Source organism: Actinoplanes sp. SE50/110, assembly GCF_900119315.1.
GTDB lineage: Bacteria > Actinomycetota > Actinomycetes > Mycobacteriales > Micromonosporaceae > Actinoplanes.
On sequence record NZ_LT827010.1, the window covers coordinates 3,883,060 to 3,898,118 of the forward strand.

A 15,059-nucleotide genomic window follows, 5' to 3' on the forward strand; every position below is an offset into this window, starting at 1 on the left:
GGGTCATCCGGCATCGCGGCGGCCGGCGGTCAGTGCCTCGCTGGTGGTGAAGCGGTCGACGATGTCGCGCAGGTTGGCCGCCGTCGCCGACAGCCGGTTGGCCGTTTCGGCGGTGACGGTGGCGTTCGCTGTGGTCTCTTCGGCGCTGGTGGCCACCGCCGTCAGACCGTCAGCGATCCCGTCCGCACCCGCTGCGGCCTGACCGACGCCGCGGCCCATCTCCGCGGTCGTCGCCGTCTGCTCCTCGACGGCGGCGGCGATGGTCGCCTGGATCTCGCTGATCCGCCCGATGACCTCGCCGATGTCGCTGATCGCGGCGACCGCCTGCGCCGTGTCGCTCTGGATCGCCTCGACCCGCGCGGCGATGTCGCCGGTGGCCCGGGCCGTCTCCTGGGACAGCTCCTTCACTTCGCCGGCGACGACGGCGAATCCGCGACCGGCCTCTCCCGCCCTGGCGGCTTCGATGGTCGCGTTCAGCGCCAGCAGGTTGATCTGTTCGGCGATGGCGGTGATCACCTGGAGAACCTCACCGATCTCGGCCGAGCTGCGGCCCAGCCGGGCCACGGCCTCGTTGCCGCCCTGGGCCGCCCGCACCGCGTCCCCGGCGACCCCGGCGGCCTCGGTGGCACCGACGGCGATCTCCCGGATCGCGGCGGTCATCTCGTCGGTACCCGTGGCCAGGTCGCCGACATTGCCGGTGACCTGGCCCGCTGCATCGCTGACCCGCCCGGCGTGGGCCGCGGTCTGCGCGGCGGTGTCCCGCAGCCGGTCGCTCACCCGGGTCAGTTCGGTGGCCGAACCGGAGAGGTCGGCGGCCTCGTCGCGCAGCGCCTCGATCGCCGGCCGGACCCGGTCCAGCGCCTCGTTGTAGGCCTGGGCCATGTGCCCGACCTCGTCGCGGGTGTCGACCTGCACCCGGGCGGTCAGGTCGCCGTCGGCCAGGGCACCCAACGCGGTGACCATGCGTCGCATCGGCACTGTCGCGGACCGGTAGAACCCGGCGAGCAGATACGCGACGAGCAGCACCGCCAGCGCCGCCGCGGCCTCGACCTTGAAGGCCTTCGCCTGGAACCCGCCGATCCGCGCGACCAGTAGCTGGTCGAGCGCCGGAATCAGCCGCGCGTCGGCGGCGGCGATGCTGTCCGTACCGGGATCGGCCAGGACGGCGTCCGTCACGTCCCTGGCCGCGCGCAGCCCTGCGGAGCCGGTGTTCGCATACGCCGTGGTCATGTCGTTCGCGAACGCCGCCTTCGTGGTGTCGAGCGCACCGTTCGCGACGGCCAGGGCGATCTTGTCACCCGCGGCTGACGCGATGCCCGCCTGGTGCACGCTGCTCAACAGCAGCGGCAGCCGGAAGACCAGCGCATCCATCACGTAGTACGAGTCGAGGTCGGGGTCGAGCGTCAGGTTCGATTTGTCGGACACCCGGTTGATCAAGGCCAGCAACGCGTCGGTCGCCTGACCCGAGCCGAGCGCCGCCTTCGCCGTCGTCCACAGCTGGGTGCTCTCGAAAGCCGCACCATAGCGGGCATCCACCGCGTCGACCGCCGCGATGCGCTCGGGCGTCGCGTCCCCGGCGTGCACGGTGAGGTCGAGCAGCGGACGCAGGTAGGCGACGCCGTCGCGCTCGGTGCTGCTGAAACGGACCTGCCCGCGCTGGATGTCCACGTACCCCCACGTCACGAAACCCAGCGGGAGCAGCAGGACGACGGCGACCAGCAGTATCTTCTGCGCGTAGCGCAGTCGGGACAGGAGCACCGCAGCCGGGCGGAAGATCATGCTGAGCATGTCGGCACGATCACACTCCGTATTGAGGAATTCGGCATGGCGAAGTCTCCGCCGCGGTCGGACGGCCCCTCACTCGGTGAACACCGACCAGCAGATGTCGTTGCGCAACCGCTGATCATCCAGGACCAGCTCGCGGATCGCCGCCGGCAGTCGGGCCCGCTGCCATCGGCACTCACCGAGATCCCCGGCCGCCCGGGCCGCCTTGATCGCATACGCGGCGGCGCCCAGCTCGTGCGCGGCGACATGCGCGACCACGGCGGCCTGACCCGCGGCGTACGCGGCGAACCGGGCCGCCCCGCGCAGATCCCGCGCCGCGCCCATCGCATGCCCGCCCGCCTCTCGCGCCCGCATCATCCTCACCTCACCGCGCGTCCAGGCCCGGGCATGCTCGATCGCCTGCCGCGGCCGCGGATCGTCCGGCCGCTCCGCCTCGAACAGGGGCAGCACATGCTCGGCGCAGGTGGCCGCCCACAGCGCGAGCAGATGATGGTCCGCATCGGTCAGCGTGCCGCCCCGGCGGATGGTCACGAACCGCGGATCGCGAACCTTCGGCAGAATCATGCGTCGTACCGCAACAACGCGTCGAGGTCACCCATCAATCCGGCGCCCTCGATCCGCGGATACCGGTTCAGCACGTCGACGACGACCGGCGTCGCCCACTGCCGCGACCGTTCCAGCAGGTCGCGCGGATCGGCCCCGGATTCAATCTCGCCGAGCCGGGCGGCCAGCGCGGCAGCCTGCAGTATGTGACCCACCTGCGACGCCTGGGCGATCGGATGCAGATAGGCGGCCGCCGCCGCGTCCCCGGCCGCCCGCGCCGCCAGCCGCGCGGGCTCGGTGGGTGCCTGCCTCGCCGCCCGATGGGCGTCCAGGGCAGCGACACGCTGCAGTCTCGTACGCCGCTCGCCGTTGACGAACACCCACGCCGCATCGACCGCCGCCCGCGGACGGTGATCCCCGGGCACGGTTCGCTCAAAAATTGGCAGTACGACTTCGGCGTGCCGCACGGCGTACCGTGCCACCTCGCGCAGCTCGTCCATGGTCAGATCGATCGGTGCCATGCCCATGAATCGTACCGCTGAACATCCGGTTGAAGCTTTTACGCCAGGGCCGGTACCGCCGTCATGCCTCGGCGCGCAACCGGCTCCGGGTGCGCATCAGAATCAGCCCGAGCATGTTCCGGCCGTTCCCGGTCGTGCCCCGACCCCAGTAGTGATCGGTGGTGGTGTCCTCGACGATCTCCTCGTCGCCGGTCGCCAGCAGAATGTCCCGGATATCGGCGTGCACGCGGAACTTGGCCGCCACCGCGCGGCGCATCACGTCGTCCTTGACCCGCTCCCAGTCCCTGCGCAGCGGTTTCGCCCGGTCCCGGCCCAGCTCCGCCGCCCGCATCGGGGTGCGGGCGCGCCGGACGAGCTCCGCGTGCCGGCTCCCCTTGAACTTCTGCGCCTGGAAGTAGTGCTCCGAGGTCGGCCACCACGACCCGTCAAGGTCGAAACCGTGACCGGAGAAGTTGGAGAAGCACCCATAGGGCACCTCTTCGGCGCCATAGAAAAAGATCGTCACGGAATCCTCACGGGTATTGCGGGGACCGGCACCGTCCCAACATTCCCCAGCTCCCGCAACAAGATTTCGCCTTCCACCGCGGCAGTCTCAGGTCCGACACGTCTCGGCGTCGGAGCCTGGGCAGCAATGCCGCCGCTGGCGGCCGCTGCGGGGCCACCCCGATCGCCGCAGCATTCGGGAAGGCGAAAACTGTGATTTTGCCATAATTCTGCTGGTTGCCGGATCGTAGTCTCATCTGACGGTCGGGAAACGCTCCCGGCCCTGTCGCTCAGAGCTGGTGAGTGTTGTGACGGACCGCAACGACGCAGTGCTGAAGTCTCCATCGCGATTGCAGGCGGTTGCCGGCGCCCACCGGGCCCTGCCGATGATGCCGGTCCCGCTCGATGCGCTGGCCCGCATGGCAGCACGCTTGCTCAGGGCACCCATGGCCGTCCTCAGCCTGGTCGGCGCCGAGCAGGAGGAGTTCCTCGGCATGTTCGGTCTACCGGCATCCCCGGCAGCGCGACGACGCACCGGCGAACACCTGGTATGCGCGAACGTGGTCGCTGCGGACGGGCCGCTGGCGGTACCCGACATGACCGCCGACCCGCAGTTCGCCGAGCATCCGGCCTTCACCGGTCACGGCATCCGCGCGTTCGCGGGTGTCCCGCTACGCGACGGCCAGGACCGGCAGGTCGGCGCCCTCTCCGTCCTGGACGACGGTCCGCACGACTGGAGCGAGACCGACCTGTCCACGCTGGTGGAGATCACCGCGATGCTCGGGCCCGTCCCGGTCGGCGCGGATCCGGTCATCGCGATGGCCGCCCTCACCGATCTTGATCAGAGCGGCTCAGCCGCCGACGCCCCCGCTGCTGCGGTCAGTGCCACGGTCCACGCCGAGGTGCAAGCCGGCTTCATCACCGCGTTGCTGGACAGCCTGCAGGTCGGGGTGTTCGCCGTCGACACCGACCGCCGCCCGGTGCTGTTCAATCGCACTCTGCGCCAGTTCTACGGCCTGCCGGAAGACCTGACCCCCGCCGAAGCCATGGCCGGCGCCTACACCCAGTTGCGCCACCTCGACGGCACACCGTACGCGACCGACGAACTCGCCACGGTCCGCGCACTGCGCGAGGGCAGTGTCCGCGACGTCCGGGCGGTGATGCAGGCGCCGGACATGCCCGACCGGCACATTCTCACCAACGCCGAAGCCATCCACGACGCCGCCGGTCACCTGCTCGGGGCGGTGGCCACCGTCCAGGACGTGACCGATCGCCGTCGCCGGGAACGCTTCCGTGACTGCGAATTGCGCGTCGCCGGGATCCTCAACCGCTGCGACACCATCGCCGAGGCCGCACCACCGATCCTGCGAGCCGTCGGCGAGGCGCTGCACTGGCAGTACCTCGCGTTGCTGCTGATCGACGAGGTGGCCGACGTGCTGCGCGTGGCCGCCTGCTGGAGTGCCCCCGGTGTCGAGGTGGGCGGTCTGCTGCCCGACATGATCGGTCGCGGCGACGCCGAGACCCGCCGGCTGGGCCGCACCGACCAGCCACTGCCGCTGTCCGACCTGGTCGACTCCCACCTCATCGCCCGCCATGCCGCGCAGACCATCGCCCGCGCCGCCGCCGACCAGGGCCTGCGCGCCAGCCTCGCCGTCCCGATCCGCGACGCCGACACCATCCTCGGCGTCCTGGTGTCGCTGAGCTCCACCGCCGAGTGCGACAGAGTGCTCTTGGCTGGCCTGCTCACCAGCGTCACCGCACAGCTGGGTCAATTCCTCATCCACCGCCGCAATGCCGAGCTGCAGGCGCAGCTGGTCCACGCCAAGGACGATTTCCTCACCCTGGTGGGTCACGAGATGCGCACACCGCTCACCTCGATCATCAGCTACAGCACCCTGCTCGCCGACGAGCTCATCGAACCGGAGCTGGGCGCCGTGGTCGCCGCCATCACCCGCAACACCAGCACTCTGCAGTCGATCATCGACGAACTGCTGGACCTCGCCGGTCTGGAAGCCGGGAACACCTCTTTGCAACTGCGTCCCACCCACCTGACCGAGATCGTCAACGCCGCGGTCACCGCCGTGCCCGTCGACGCCCAACGACGCATCCACACCGACATGCCCCCCACGCTGCTCGTCGAAGCCGACCCGCACCGCCTCCGGCAGATCATCGATCACCTGCTGTCCAACGCCATCAAATACAGCCCCGACGGCGGTGACATCCGGATCAGCGCCCACGAGCACGACACCGGCGTCGTCGAACTCGCCGTCGTCGACCCCGGCATCGGCATCCCCGCCGAAGACCATCAACAGCTGTTCACCCGCTTCCACCGTGCCGGCAACACCCGCCACAGCTACATCCCCGGCACCGGCCTGGGTCTCGCTCTGGTACGCGCCCTGGTCCACGCCCACGGCGGCACCATCACCTACGACCCTCACCACCGCCCCGGCACCCGCATCACCCTCCGACTGCCCCAGCACCACAGCGGCGCCGGGAAGCCCGGAAACGCCGTGCCCGGTAGCGGAACCCTCAACGGATACCGGACGACGTAGCGGCCCGGGCGGTCCACGCCACGTGGGTGTCGTCGAGACAGGCCGGAACACGATCACGCCGCACCACCGACGAATCCTGAGCGATGCGGCGCCGCCACCGAGTGGCAGTTCGGTTGTTCAGGTCAGTTCGGTGCGGCGGCGGACGATGTGATCCGTCGTGACCGCTTCTCGCCCCGCTTCGACCGGCCGGCCCGCACCCGGCCCCACGACGGCGAGCAGACTGCGCCACTGGACGATCGCGCGGATGCTGACCGCCAGTTACCTGTGCGCGGTCGCGACAATGGTGATCGTGGGCGGCAGTGCGTTCGTGCGGATCGGCACGCTGCTCGGCGACCGGGTGCCGGTCGAGCAGGCGCACTGCGTCCTCGGTCAGTTGGCGATGCTGCAGAAGCAGGTCGATGACGCGGAACGCGGCCAACGCGGCTTCGTGATCACCGGCAACGAGCAGTATCTGGATCCGTATTCCGCGGCGGTCGCCGCCATCCCCGGCACCGTGCGGACCCTCGGGCAGCTCACCGCGGGCGACGCGATCCAGGCGCGGTTGCTGAGCTCGGTGTCGGCCCCGCTGCGCGACAAGCTCGACGAGCTGGCCGACACCATCGAGCTGCGCCGCACCCGGGGGTTCGCTGCGGCGCAGACAGTGGTGGAGACCAACCGCGGCGCTGACGACATGATCAGTATTGACGCCGCCATCGAGGCGATGCGGGAGCACGAACAGCAGCTGCTCGACCACCAGTTGCAGGTCAGCGGCACCGCCGGCGCGCAGACCCGCCATGTGATCCTGTGGGGGTCGCTGACCGCCGCCTTGCTGGTCGGGCTCGGCACCGGGTGGGCGACCCGCCGGGTCAACCGGAGCATCGCCGAGGTGACGGCCGCGGCCCGTTCGGTCATCGCCGGAAAGCAGGGCCCGCAGCGTCAGATCAAGGGGACGGCGGAGCTGGCCGAGATGGCCCAGGCGGTCACCATCGCCACCGAGACCGTGCTGGCTGCCCGCGACGAGGCGGTGCAGGCGGCCAAGTCGAAGTCGGCGTTCCTGGCCACAATGAGTCATGAGATCCGGACCCCGATGAACGCCGTCATCGGCATGACCGGCCTGCTGCTGGACACCAGGCTCACCACCGAGCAGCGCGAGTACGTCAGCACCGTGCGCGACAGCGGTGAGGCGCTGTTGGTCATCATCAACGACATCCTGGACTTCTCCAAGATCGAATCGGGGCAGCTGGAGCTCGAGGACGCCGTCTTCGAGCTGCGCGACTGCATCGACAGCGCCCTGGCCCTGGTCACCCTTCCGGCCGCGGCCAAGGGCCTGGAGCTGGTCGCCCAGGTGGATCCGGCCTGCCCGCGGCTACTGCGCGGCGACGTCACCCGGCTCCGGCAGATCCTGGTCAACCTGCTGTCCAATGCCGTCAAGTTCACTGCCGCCGGCGAGGTCGTCGTCACCGTCGGCGCGCAGGACGAGCCCGGCCCGGACGGTGCGGTGCGGCTGTGTCTCGCGGTGCGCGACACCGGCATCGGCATTCCCGCCGACCGTCTGCACCGGCTGTTCCGCTCGTTCAGCCAGGTGGACGACTCGACCACCCGGCTGTACGGCGGGACCGGGCTGGGCCTGGCGATCAGCAGGCGGCTCGCCCAGGCGATGGGTGGCGACATCACCGTCGCCAGCACCCCCGGCGTCGGTTCGACCTTCACCACGACCGCGGTGGTGCGCGCCTGCCCGGACCCGGCCGCCACGACGGTCTCCTCGACGGTCGGCCGCAGTGTGCTGGTGGTCGACGACAACGCGACGAACCGCGCCGTGCTGCAGGCTCAACTCGCCGGCTGGGGGATGACGTGTGCCGCCGTCGACGGCGCGGACGCGGCGCTTGCCGCCCTGGACGCCGGCGCACGATTCGACGTCGCCTTGTTGGACATGCACATGCCGGACGTCGACGGTCTGGAGCTGGCCGGCCTGCTGCACTCGCACGCCGCCGGCCGCGGTATGCCGCTTGTGCTGCTCAGCAGCGTCACGTGGCGACCGGAGCCGGGCCAGCGCGACGTGTTCGCCGCGGTCATGTCCAAGCCCGTGCGGCCCGCGACGCTGCAGACCACGCTGATGCAGCTGCTCAGTCCGCAGCCCGACGGCGCCATCCCGCCGGCGCCCACGCCGCAGCCGGCCGTCAAGCCGGTGAGCGCGCTGCGGATCCTGCTGGCCGAGGACAACCAGATCAACCAGAAGGTTGCGCAGACCATGCTCGCCAAGCTCGGGCATCGGGTCGACGCGGTCGCCGACGGCCTGGAAGCGGTGCAGGCGATGCAGCGCGCCGACTACGACGTCGTGCTGATGGACATGCAGATGCCGGTGCTCGACGGCTTGGACGCCACCCGGCGCATCCGGTCCGAGATCCCCGCCACGAGGCAACCGCGGATCATCGCGATGACCGCCAACGCGCTGCAGGAGGACCGGGCGGCGTGCCAGGCCGCCGGGATGGACGACTTCCTGGCCAAACCGGTCCGGCTGGCCGACCTGGCCGCCGCGCTCGGCTGCGCCGAACCCACCCAGGGCGCAGCCGAGCAGGCTGCCGCGGGCGACGCCCGGGAACGGGAGGTCCGCGCCCGGCTGCTCGCCATTACCGGCGGTGACCCCGGCCCGGACGAGAGTCGGCTGCTCAGCCGGTTGATGACGTCGTATCTCACCAAGACGCCCGAGGGGATCAGCACGCTGCGCGACCTGCTGGCCGCCGGCCAGCCGGGACCGGTGCGCGACCAGGCGCACGCCATGAAGGGCTCCGCCGCCAATCTCGGCGCCACCACCCTGGCCGGCCTGCTCGCCGACGTGGAACACGCCGCCCGCAGCGGCGACGAGCTCCCCGAGCCGACGGCGACCGCGGACGCGCTGCGCGCCGAGTTCGCTCTGCTGCAGCCGATCGTGCGGGGCATCGCCGACGAGCTCGACGGCGTTCCCGCGACCGTCTGAGGTGGCGGCGTCGGATCTGGCGAGCTTTTCGCCGGTTCATCGTGATGAGGAAGGAAACGCCGTGGGGCGCATCGGGGAACGGCCGGACACCAACGAGATGGTGATCGTGCATCGAGTGTTCCGGCGCGAGGTCGGTCTGCTGCCGGATCTGGTCCGCGGTGTGGCCGACGGCGACGGTGACCGTTCCGCGGAACTGGCCGCGCATTGCCGGTTTCTGACCACGGCGTTGCACCATCATCACAGCGACGAGGACGCGCTGCTGTGGCCCTGGTTGGCCGGTGTCAGCACCGAGGTGACCGAGCGGATGGAGCATCAGCACGAGGCGGCGGCCGGCTGGCTGGCCGAGGTCGACCGGCTGGCGCCGCGCTGGGGGGCCGGCGCGGATGTCGTGCTGCGGGAGGAGCTCGCCCAGGCTCTGGAAGCCCTGCACGCCGTGCTGGTCGAGCATCTGGACGACGAGGAGGCGAACCTGCTGCCCCTGGTCGCGGAGCACATCACCGTGGCGCAGTGGCGGCAGTTGAGCAACCGGGGGCGGCGCAGCATGCCGATGCGTCAGGGCTTCGTCTTCCTCGGCCTGATGCTGCAGGACGCCACACCAGCGGAACGGGCCGGCATTCTGGCGCAGATGCCCGCTCCGGTGCGCTTCGTCTTCTCCCGTTTCGGCCTGCCGGCCTATCGGCGTTACGTGACGCGGATTCACGGAGCCGTGCCCAGCGGCCGGTGATATCGCCGGCGGGGCGCTGCCACGCCGCGGATCAACCGGCGATGTGCCCGCGACGAGCGTGCCGCATCGCTCCACCTCGCTGCGATGGCCGTCATCCTACGACCTTGGTGGTATCCGGGCGGGTGACAGGCCGGCTCGAGTCGTTTGGGACCCTCGCCCGGTGGTACATGTGCGGCATGAAGGACCGGATCTTGGATCACGCCTGTGCCCCGCTGCTGGAGGCGCTGGTCGACTATCACCGCGAGGACAGGTACGGATTCACCCCGCCCGGACATCGTCAGGGGCGCGGCGCCGACCCGCGAGCCCGGCAGATCCTGGGGGCATCGACTTATCAGGCAGATGTGCTCGCGTCCGCTGGTCTCGACGACCGTTCCTCGTCGCACCAGTACCTCGCCGAGGCGGAGAAGCTGATGGCCGACGCGGTCGGCGCCGACCAGTCGTTCTTCTCCACCGCGGGAAGCTCCCTGTCCGTCAAAGCGGCGATGCTGGCTGTCGCCGGGGGCCGGGGGCAGCTGCTGATCGGCCGGGATGCTCACAAGTCCGTCGTGGCCGGTTTGATCTTCTCCGGGGTCGAGCCGCGCTGGGTCGATGTGCGGTACGACGAGAATCTGCACCTGGCGCATCCGCCGTCGCCGCAACAGTTGGAAGAGGCCTGGAATCGGCATCCGACCGCCGCCGGCGCGCTGATCGTCAGCCCCACCCCGTACGGAACCTGTGCGGACATCGCCGGCCTGGCCGAGGTCTGCCATCGCCGCGGTAAGCCGCTGATCGTCGACGAGGCGTGGGGCGCGCATCTTCCCTTCCATGACGACCTGCCCACCTGGGCTCTGGGTGCCGGCGCCGACATCTGCGTGGTCAGCGTGCACAAGATGGGTGCCGGCTTCGAGCAGGGGTCGGTGCTGCACAGCCGGGGCGACCTGGTCGACGCCAAGCACCTCTCGGCATGCGCCGACCTGCTGATGACGACGAGCCCGAACGCCATCGTCTATGCCGGTCTCGACGGCTGGCGCCGCCAGATGGTCGAGCACGGCCATGACCTGCTGTCCGCCGCCATCAGGGTCGCCGAAAGTGTCCGGGACCGCATCGGACGAATCGCCGGCCTGCACGTCGTACGCGAAGAACTGATCAGTGTCGAGGCCAGCCATGACCTTGACCCGCTGCAGGTGGTAATCGATCTGACCGACCTCGGGATCAGCGGTTACCAGGCAGCCGACTGGCTCCGCGAGAACTGCCGGATCGACATGGGCCTGTCCGACCATCGGCGCATTCTGGCCACCCTCTCGATGGCCGATGACGAGACCACCGCTGACCGGCTCATCGAAGCCCTGCGGCGTTTGGTCGCCGCCGCCCCGGCCCTGCCGGCAGCCAAGCCGGTGCACCTGCCGCCGCCCGCCGCGTTCGAGGTGGACCCGGTGATGCTGCCCCGGGACGCTTTCTTCGGCCCCGCCGAGACGGTCCCGGTCGCGCAGGCGACCGGCCGGGTCTGCGCCGAGCAGATCACCCCATACCCGCCCGGCATTCCCGCGCTGCTACCCGGTGAACGGATCAATGCCGAGATCCTGGACTATCTGCGGTCCGGCCTGGCAGCCGGCATGGTCCTGCCCGACTCTGCAGACCCGAACCTGGACACCATCCGGGTCGCCATCACGTGATTCCCCTGGCGACCGGACTCAGGCTTTCGGGGCTTGCGACGCCGAGCACCAGCTGTCGGCGCTGACCGACGCAACCCGATAGCTTTCGCTACGGCCCCGTAGCGTAAGATTGTCGTTGTGCCGCACGGAATCGGGCCTTGCCACCATTCGCCAGCTCGGTGATCGCCCGTTTTGCCATTCCCGGCACTGCCCCTTCCGGTGTCGATGAGCCGCGAAGGTGGCGGGCCCGATCGTCGACCGAACCGTCTGCCCCCGGAATGGTTTCGGCCGACCTGTGCCGCCGGTATCCCCGGACCGGCTCCGTCTTCGCGGGCGGAGCCGGTGCACTTCACGCCCCTGGGATAGGGGGGGACTGTGCCACGAACGGCTCTGTCTTAGGTCAATGAGCTGCGGATCTTGATCGGGCGTCTTTCGCGGTCGCTTTAACCGCGTAGGTGCCCGCCGTGGTCGGCGTGCCTTTGATGACGCCCGTCAGTGCGTCCATGGTCAGCCCGGGCGGCAGACCCCGTTGCTGACCATGCCAAGGGCAGTGTGCCCCCGGAAGCAGTCATCCCCAGGTCATTCGCTGGGTTACCAACGCCGCTGAACTCGGGTTCAGAGGGTCACTGCCACGCATCCGGGCCGATGTCGAAAGCTGCGAAGGGACGAGTGCGTCACAGGCTTCACCAATCCGATGATGAGCATCGTCTGGCCGGCCGCCGGTAGCCTGCGTCGGCCAGCACCTCAACCGGATCGACGAGACTGCCTACAAGCGCATCGGCCTGGTCTGTTAGTGGTACTGATATGTCCGGGGAGGTGGTGGCATGGGTGCGACGGATCCGTCGGCTTTTCTGAGCTTGGCTCAGGAGTTGCGGCGTTCGTTAGGGGATGCGGCGGAGACGCAGCGGCGGGTGTTGAGCGTCACCGGGTCTGCGACGTCGCCGGATGGGCTGGTGACGGTGGTGGTGGGTCCGCGGGGCCAGTTGGTGGATTTGCGGATTGATCCGCGGGTGTATCGGCGGCCGAATGCGGGTGCGTTGGCGGCGACGATTCTGGCGACGGCGCGGGCCGCGGTGGAGCAGGCGGTGGAGCAGACGCGGGAGTTGGTGGATGCGCGGCTGCCGAAGGCCGACGACCTTTTGGGGCCGCGCGGGCAGCGTCCACCCGGGGTGCGGGAGTTGATGCGGGCGCATGACGGCGACCTGAAGCGGATCATGGATGCCGACCGGGAATCGTGACCGACCGGTGATGCCGGGTGCTGGGCGGGCGATGACGGTGGTGCATCCGGGTCCGGCTGGGCTTCGGGTGCGCTATCGGCAGGGTGTGCTGATCGATGCCGCCGGGTTTCCGGATTGGGTGTTGTATGCGCGTGCGGTGGTCGAGTTGCCGGCGCCGATAGCCGAGTTGACCGGTGATGAGCAGCTGGTCTTCGACGTGTTGGCGGCGAATCGGGTGATGCGGGGTGCCGACCCGTTTTGGCCGGATGCGCAGTCAGATTCCCCCGGGGCGACGCCGACACCTGCCGGCTGGTGCTGGGCCAGGATGCCGACGTTCGATGATCAGGCGCGTCGGGTCGCGTTGGTGCCGGTCGAGTTGCACGGCGCGTTCCGGCATGGTGGTGGCGCCCGCACCCTGCCTGTGGGCCGGCCGGGGTTCGGCGTGCGGACCGGCATGGCGCCGGTGGGGCGCGTGGTGGTCGAGCCGGTTCCTGAACCGATCGTGGCCGAGGTGGAGGCGTTGCTCGGGTACGGCCTGCCGCCGGCGTATCGGCGTTTTCTGGCGGCGGGTAATGGTGTGGGCCCGGCCGAGCCGGCAGTGTCGGCGGTCGCGGGGATGGTGGTCGATCAGCCGCTGTTCGGTTTGGGCCGCGACGACATGCTGCAGGATCTGGGGTATGCGCCGCGGTGGCTGGGGGACCGGTTCACGGGCGAAGTCCTGCCGGTCGGGTTTGTGCAGGGCGGGATCCTCGCGATACGGGTGGCTGGTCCGGATGCGGGCAGTGTGTGGTTCTTAGACGACGACGATCCGCGTGATGACGACAGTCTGGGGCCAGCGGAGATCTGCGGGCGGTTGTTGCGGCGCTGCGCCGGGGACTTCGACGAGTTCTGGGCGGGGTTGCGGCGGCCGGCTGCGGTGCTGCTGGAGGTGGTCGAGGATCTGGTGGTCGGCGGGCTGGTCCGTGAGGTGCGGCCGGAGCTTGCCGGTGCGGCGCTTCCTGAACGGATGCGTGCCGAGTGGCAGGCCGTCCCGCAGCAGCGTTCGATATCTGTCGATGATCTGATGTTGTAGGTTGCGGGGTGTGGGCGGGGCAGCGTGGGCAGCGGCGAACAGTGCTGAGCGGCGGCTGGCGCGAGCGTGGGCGGATGACGACGCGGACAGTTTCGCCGACGTACTGCTGCATGCTGACCTGTTTTTGCCGGGCTTCCCCGATGACGGTGCGAGCGGGCAGCGGCTGCTGACCCGTGAGCGGGGTGGCCGGACGTTTCTGCTGGTCTACACCTCGGTGGAAGCCTTGCAGGAGGCGATTCCGGCGGTGGGCGTCGGCTGGCGGCGCACGACGTTCGCCGAGCTGGTCGGGTCGTGGCCGAACCCGGCGTGGGGACTCGCCGTCAGCCCGCACACCCCGATCGGCGCCTACCTGGACGCGGAGCAGGTGCGTCTGCTGGGCGAGGAGGTGGCTGCCGAGCCTCCGTTCGCGCCGGGTGGTGAGCGGGAGCGGGCGATGCGTGCCGCGCAGCGCGCCGGTGATGCCGAGGTCTATCTCGATCTGCTGGTCACCGCGGACGTGTTGCTGCCGCTGGCCGGTCCGGCCGGTGCGGATGATCTCGGGAAGCCGGGCTTTCCGTGGCTGGTGGAGCGGGTTGACGGTGCGGCCACCATCGCGGTGTTCACCTCACGGCAGCGGTTACCGGATCCGGCGGACAGGCCCGCGGTTGTCGAGGTGCCGCTGCTGTCGGTGGTGCGTGCCTGGCCCGGCGCCGCCTATCGGATGGTGGTCAACCCGGGGTCGCCGATGGTCGCGGAGTTCACCGGGGCCCAGGTACCGGATCTGTGGCGCTGGGCGCAGGAGCTGGTGCTGCGCCGGACCGTACCCACGCACAAGGGTGCCGTGGATGTCCCGGTGGCTGGGCCGCGGATGCGCCGGGTCCAGGCTCTGGTTGATTCGAGTCGGGCGTTGGAATGGCTGGCCGCGGGTGGCGGCCTGGTGACCGGGTCGGTGGCACCGGCGGGTGCCGCCGGGATCCTTGACGGCTATCTGGTGCGTTGGCACGAGGACGACGCCGGTGGTGCTGCCACGCGTCAGGTCGTCGGGCTGGTGCTGCCGTATGGGGCGCAGTTGGTGCGGCTGGTGGCGGGGCATGAGCTGGTGGTGGCGACCTATGACGCGGAGTTGTCGTGGTGGCGGCCGTCGATCATGAGTGTGTTGCGGGGTGAGACGTTGTGACAGGTGTCCTGGGCGTTGGTGGCGGGGGACGGTCACAATGAGAACCGGGCTGGGGGAGGGTTTGCGTCGATGAGTTCGTATCTGGAGTTGCCGGAGGGCACGGAAGCGGTCGCGCAGATCGGTGCCCGGTTGCGGGCGCAGGCGCAGGATTTCAAGGAGCAGGCGCGGCAGATCCTCGGTGACATCCAAGGCCTCGACCAGGGTCAGCCGTGGGGCAATGATCAGGCGGGTAAGGCGTTCGCTGAGCAGTACCACAAGCCGGTGGAAGGCGCCGGCTCGCTCGCGCTGGCCATGCAGGATCGGCTGCTCGCCGCGGGTGACCTGCTCGATGAGTTGGGTGGCACGGTGGTGACCGCGATGCAGACCGTCGAGTCGGCGGATCTGGCCGGCGGCGCCGACATCGCGGGCGCGGTGTGATCCGG

13 protein-coding genes are annotated in these 15,059 nt (G+C 70.0%); 8 read left to right on the plus strand and 5 right to left on the minus strand.

What is annotated here, in order from left to right:
- Positions 1-3: 3 nt before the first annotated feature.
- From ACSP50_RS17125 to ACSP50_RS17140, 4 genes are all read right to left on the minus strand, one after another.
- Positions 4-1,788 carry a methyl-accepting chemotaxis protein gene (locus ACSP50_RS17125; RefSeq protein ID WP_014690496.1) on the minus strand — a complete coding sequence of 595 codons (1,785 nt, stop codon included), beginning with the start codon at positions 1,786-1,788 and terminating at the stop codon, positions 4-6.
- Between the two features lie 69 nt (positions 1,789-1,857).
- A complete protein-coding gene (locus ACSP50_RS17130; RefSeq protein ID WP_014690497.1) occupies positions 1,858-2,349 on the minus strand; it encodes a putative immunity protein in 492 nt (163 codons plus the stop codon).
- Positions 2,346-2,849: a putative immunity protein gene (locus ACSP50_RS17135; protein WP_231956953.1), complete on the minus strand. Its 504-nt coding sequence runs from the start codon at positions 2,847-2,849 to the stop codon at positions 2,346-2,348. Before ACSP50_RS17135 ends, ACSP50_RS17130 begins: the two co-directional genes overlap by 4 nt.
- 61 nt (positions 2,850-2,910) lie before the next feature.
- Positions 2,911-3,354 carry an NADAR family protein gene (locus tag ACSP50_RS17140; protein WP_014690499.1) on the minus strand — a complete coding sequence of 148 codons (444 nt, stop codon included), beginning with the start codon at positions 3,352-3,354 and terminating at the stop codon, positions 2,911-2,913.
- A 397-nt stretch (positions 3,355-3,751) separates the two neighbouring features.
- On the opposite strand from ACSP50_RS17140, the gene ACSP50_RS17145 reads away from it, so the two are divergent.
- From ACSP50_RS17145 to ACSP50_RS17160, 4 genes are all read left to right on the plus strand, one after another.
- Entirely contained in the window at positions 3,752-5,884 is a 2,133-nt protein-coding gene (locus ACSP50_RS17145) for an ATP-binding protein (protein ID WP_172898766.1), read from the plus strand.
- 157 nt (positions 5,885-6,041) lie between these two features.
- Positions 6,042-8,837 carry a response regulator gene (locus ACSP50_RS17150; protein WP_157432782.1) on the plus strand — a complete coding sequence of 932 codons (2,796 nt, stop codon included), beginning with the start codon at positions 6,042-6,044 and terminating at the stop codon, positions 8,835-8,837.
- 61 nt (positions 8,838-8,898) lie between these two features.
- Positions 8,899-9,561, plus strand: a complete 663-nt coding sequence (locus ACSP50_RS17155) for a hemerythrin domain-containing protein (RefSeq protein ID WP_014690502.1) — start codon at positions 8,899-8,901, stop codon at positions 9,559-9,561.
- 176 nt (positions 9,562-9,737) lie between these two features.
- A complete protein-coding gene (locus tag ACSP50_RS17160) occupies positions 9,738-11,213 on the plus strand; it encodes an aminotransferase class I/II-fold pyridoxal phosphate-dependent enzyme (protein ID WP_085945572.1) in 1,476 nt (491 codons plus the stop codon).
- A gap of 379 nt (positions 11,214-11,592) precedes the next feature.
- Here the strand turns inward: ACSP50_RS17160 and ACSP50_RS43990 are convergent, their stop codons facing one another.
- Positions 11,593-11,697: a hypothetical protein gene (locus ACSP50_RS43990; RefSeq protein ID WP_080127878.1), complete on the minus strand. Its 105-nt coding sequence runs from the start codon at positions 11,695-11,697 to the stop codon at positions 11,593-11,595.
- A 319-nt stretch (positions 11,698-12,016) separates the two neighbouring features.
- Here ACSP50_RS43990 and ACSP50_RS17170 point away from each other — a divergent pair, with 319 nt between their 5' ends.
- The 4 genes from ACSP50_RS17170 (at position 12,017) to ACSP50_RS17185 (ending at position 15,054) form a co-directional block, all read left to right on the plus strand.
- On the plus strand, positions 12,017-12,430 hold the full coding sequence (locus tag ACSP50_RS17170) for a YbaB/EbfC family nucleoid-associated protein (RefSeq protein ID WP_014690504.1): 414 nt from the start codon (positions 12,017-12,019) through the stop codon (positions 12,428-12,430).
- Between the two features lie 31 nt (positions 12,431-12,461).
- Positions 12,462-13,481, plus strand: coding sequence for an SMI1/KNR4 family protein (locus tag ACSP50_RS17175; protein WP_014690505.1), 1,020 nt, complete (start codon positions 12,462-12,464; stop codon positions 13,479-13,481).
- A 10-nt stretch (positions 13,482-13,491) separates the two neighbouring features.
- Positions 13,492-14,637, plus strand: a complete 1,146-nt coding sequence (locus tag ACSP50_RS17180; RefSeq protein WP_014690506.1) for an SseB family protein — start codon at positions 13,492-13,494, stop codon at positions 14,635-14,637.
- Between the two features lie 69 nt (positions 14,638-14,706).
- A complete protein-coding gene (locus ACSP50_RS17185; protein ID WP_014690507.1) occupies positions 14,707-15,054 on the plus strand; it encodes a hypothetical protein in 348 nt (115 codons plus the stop codon).
- Positions 15,055-15,059: the final 5 nt, after the last annotated feature.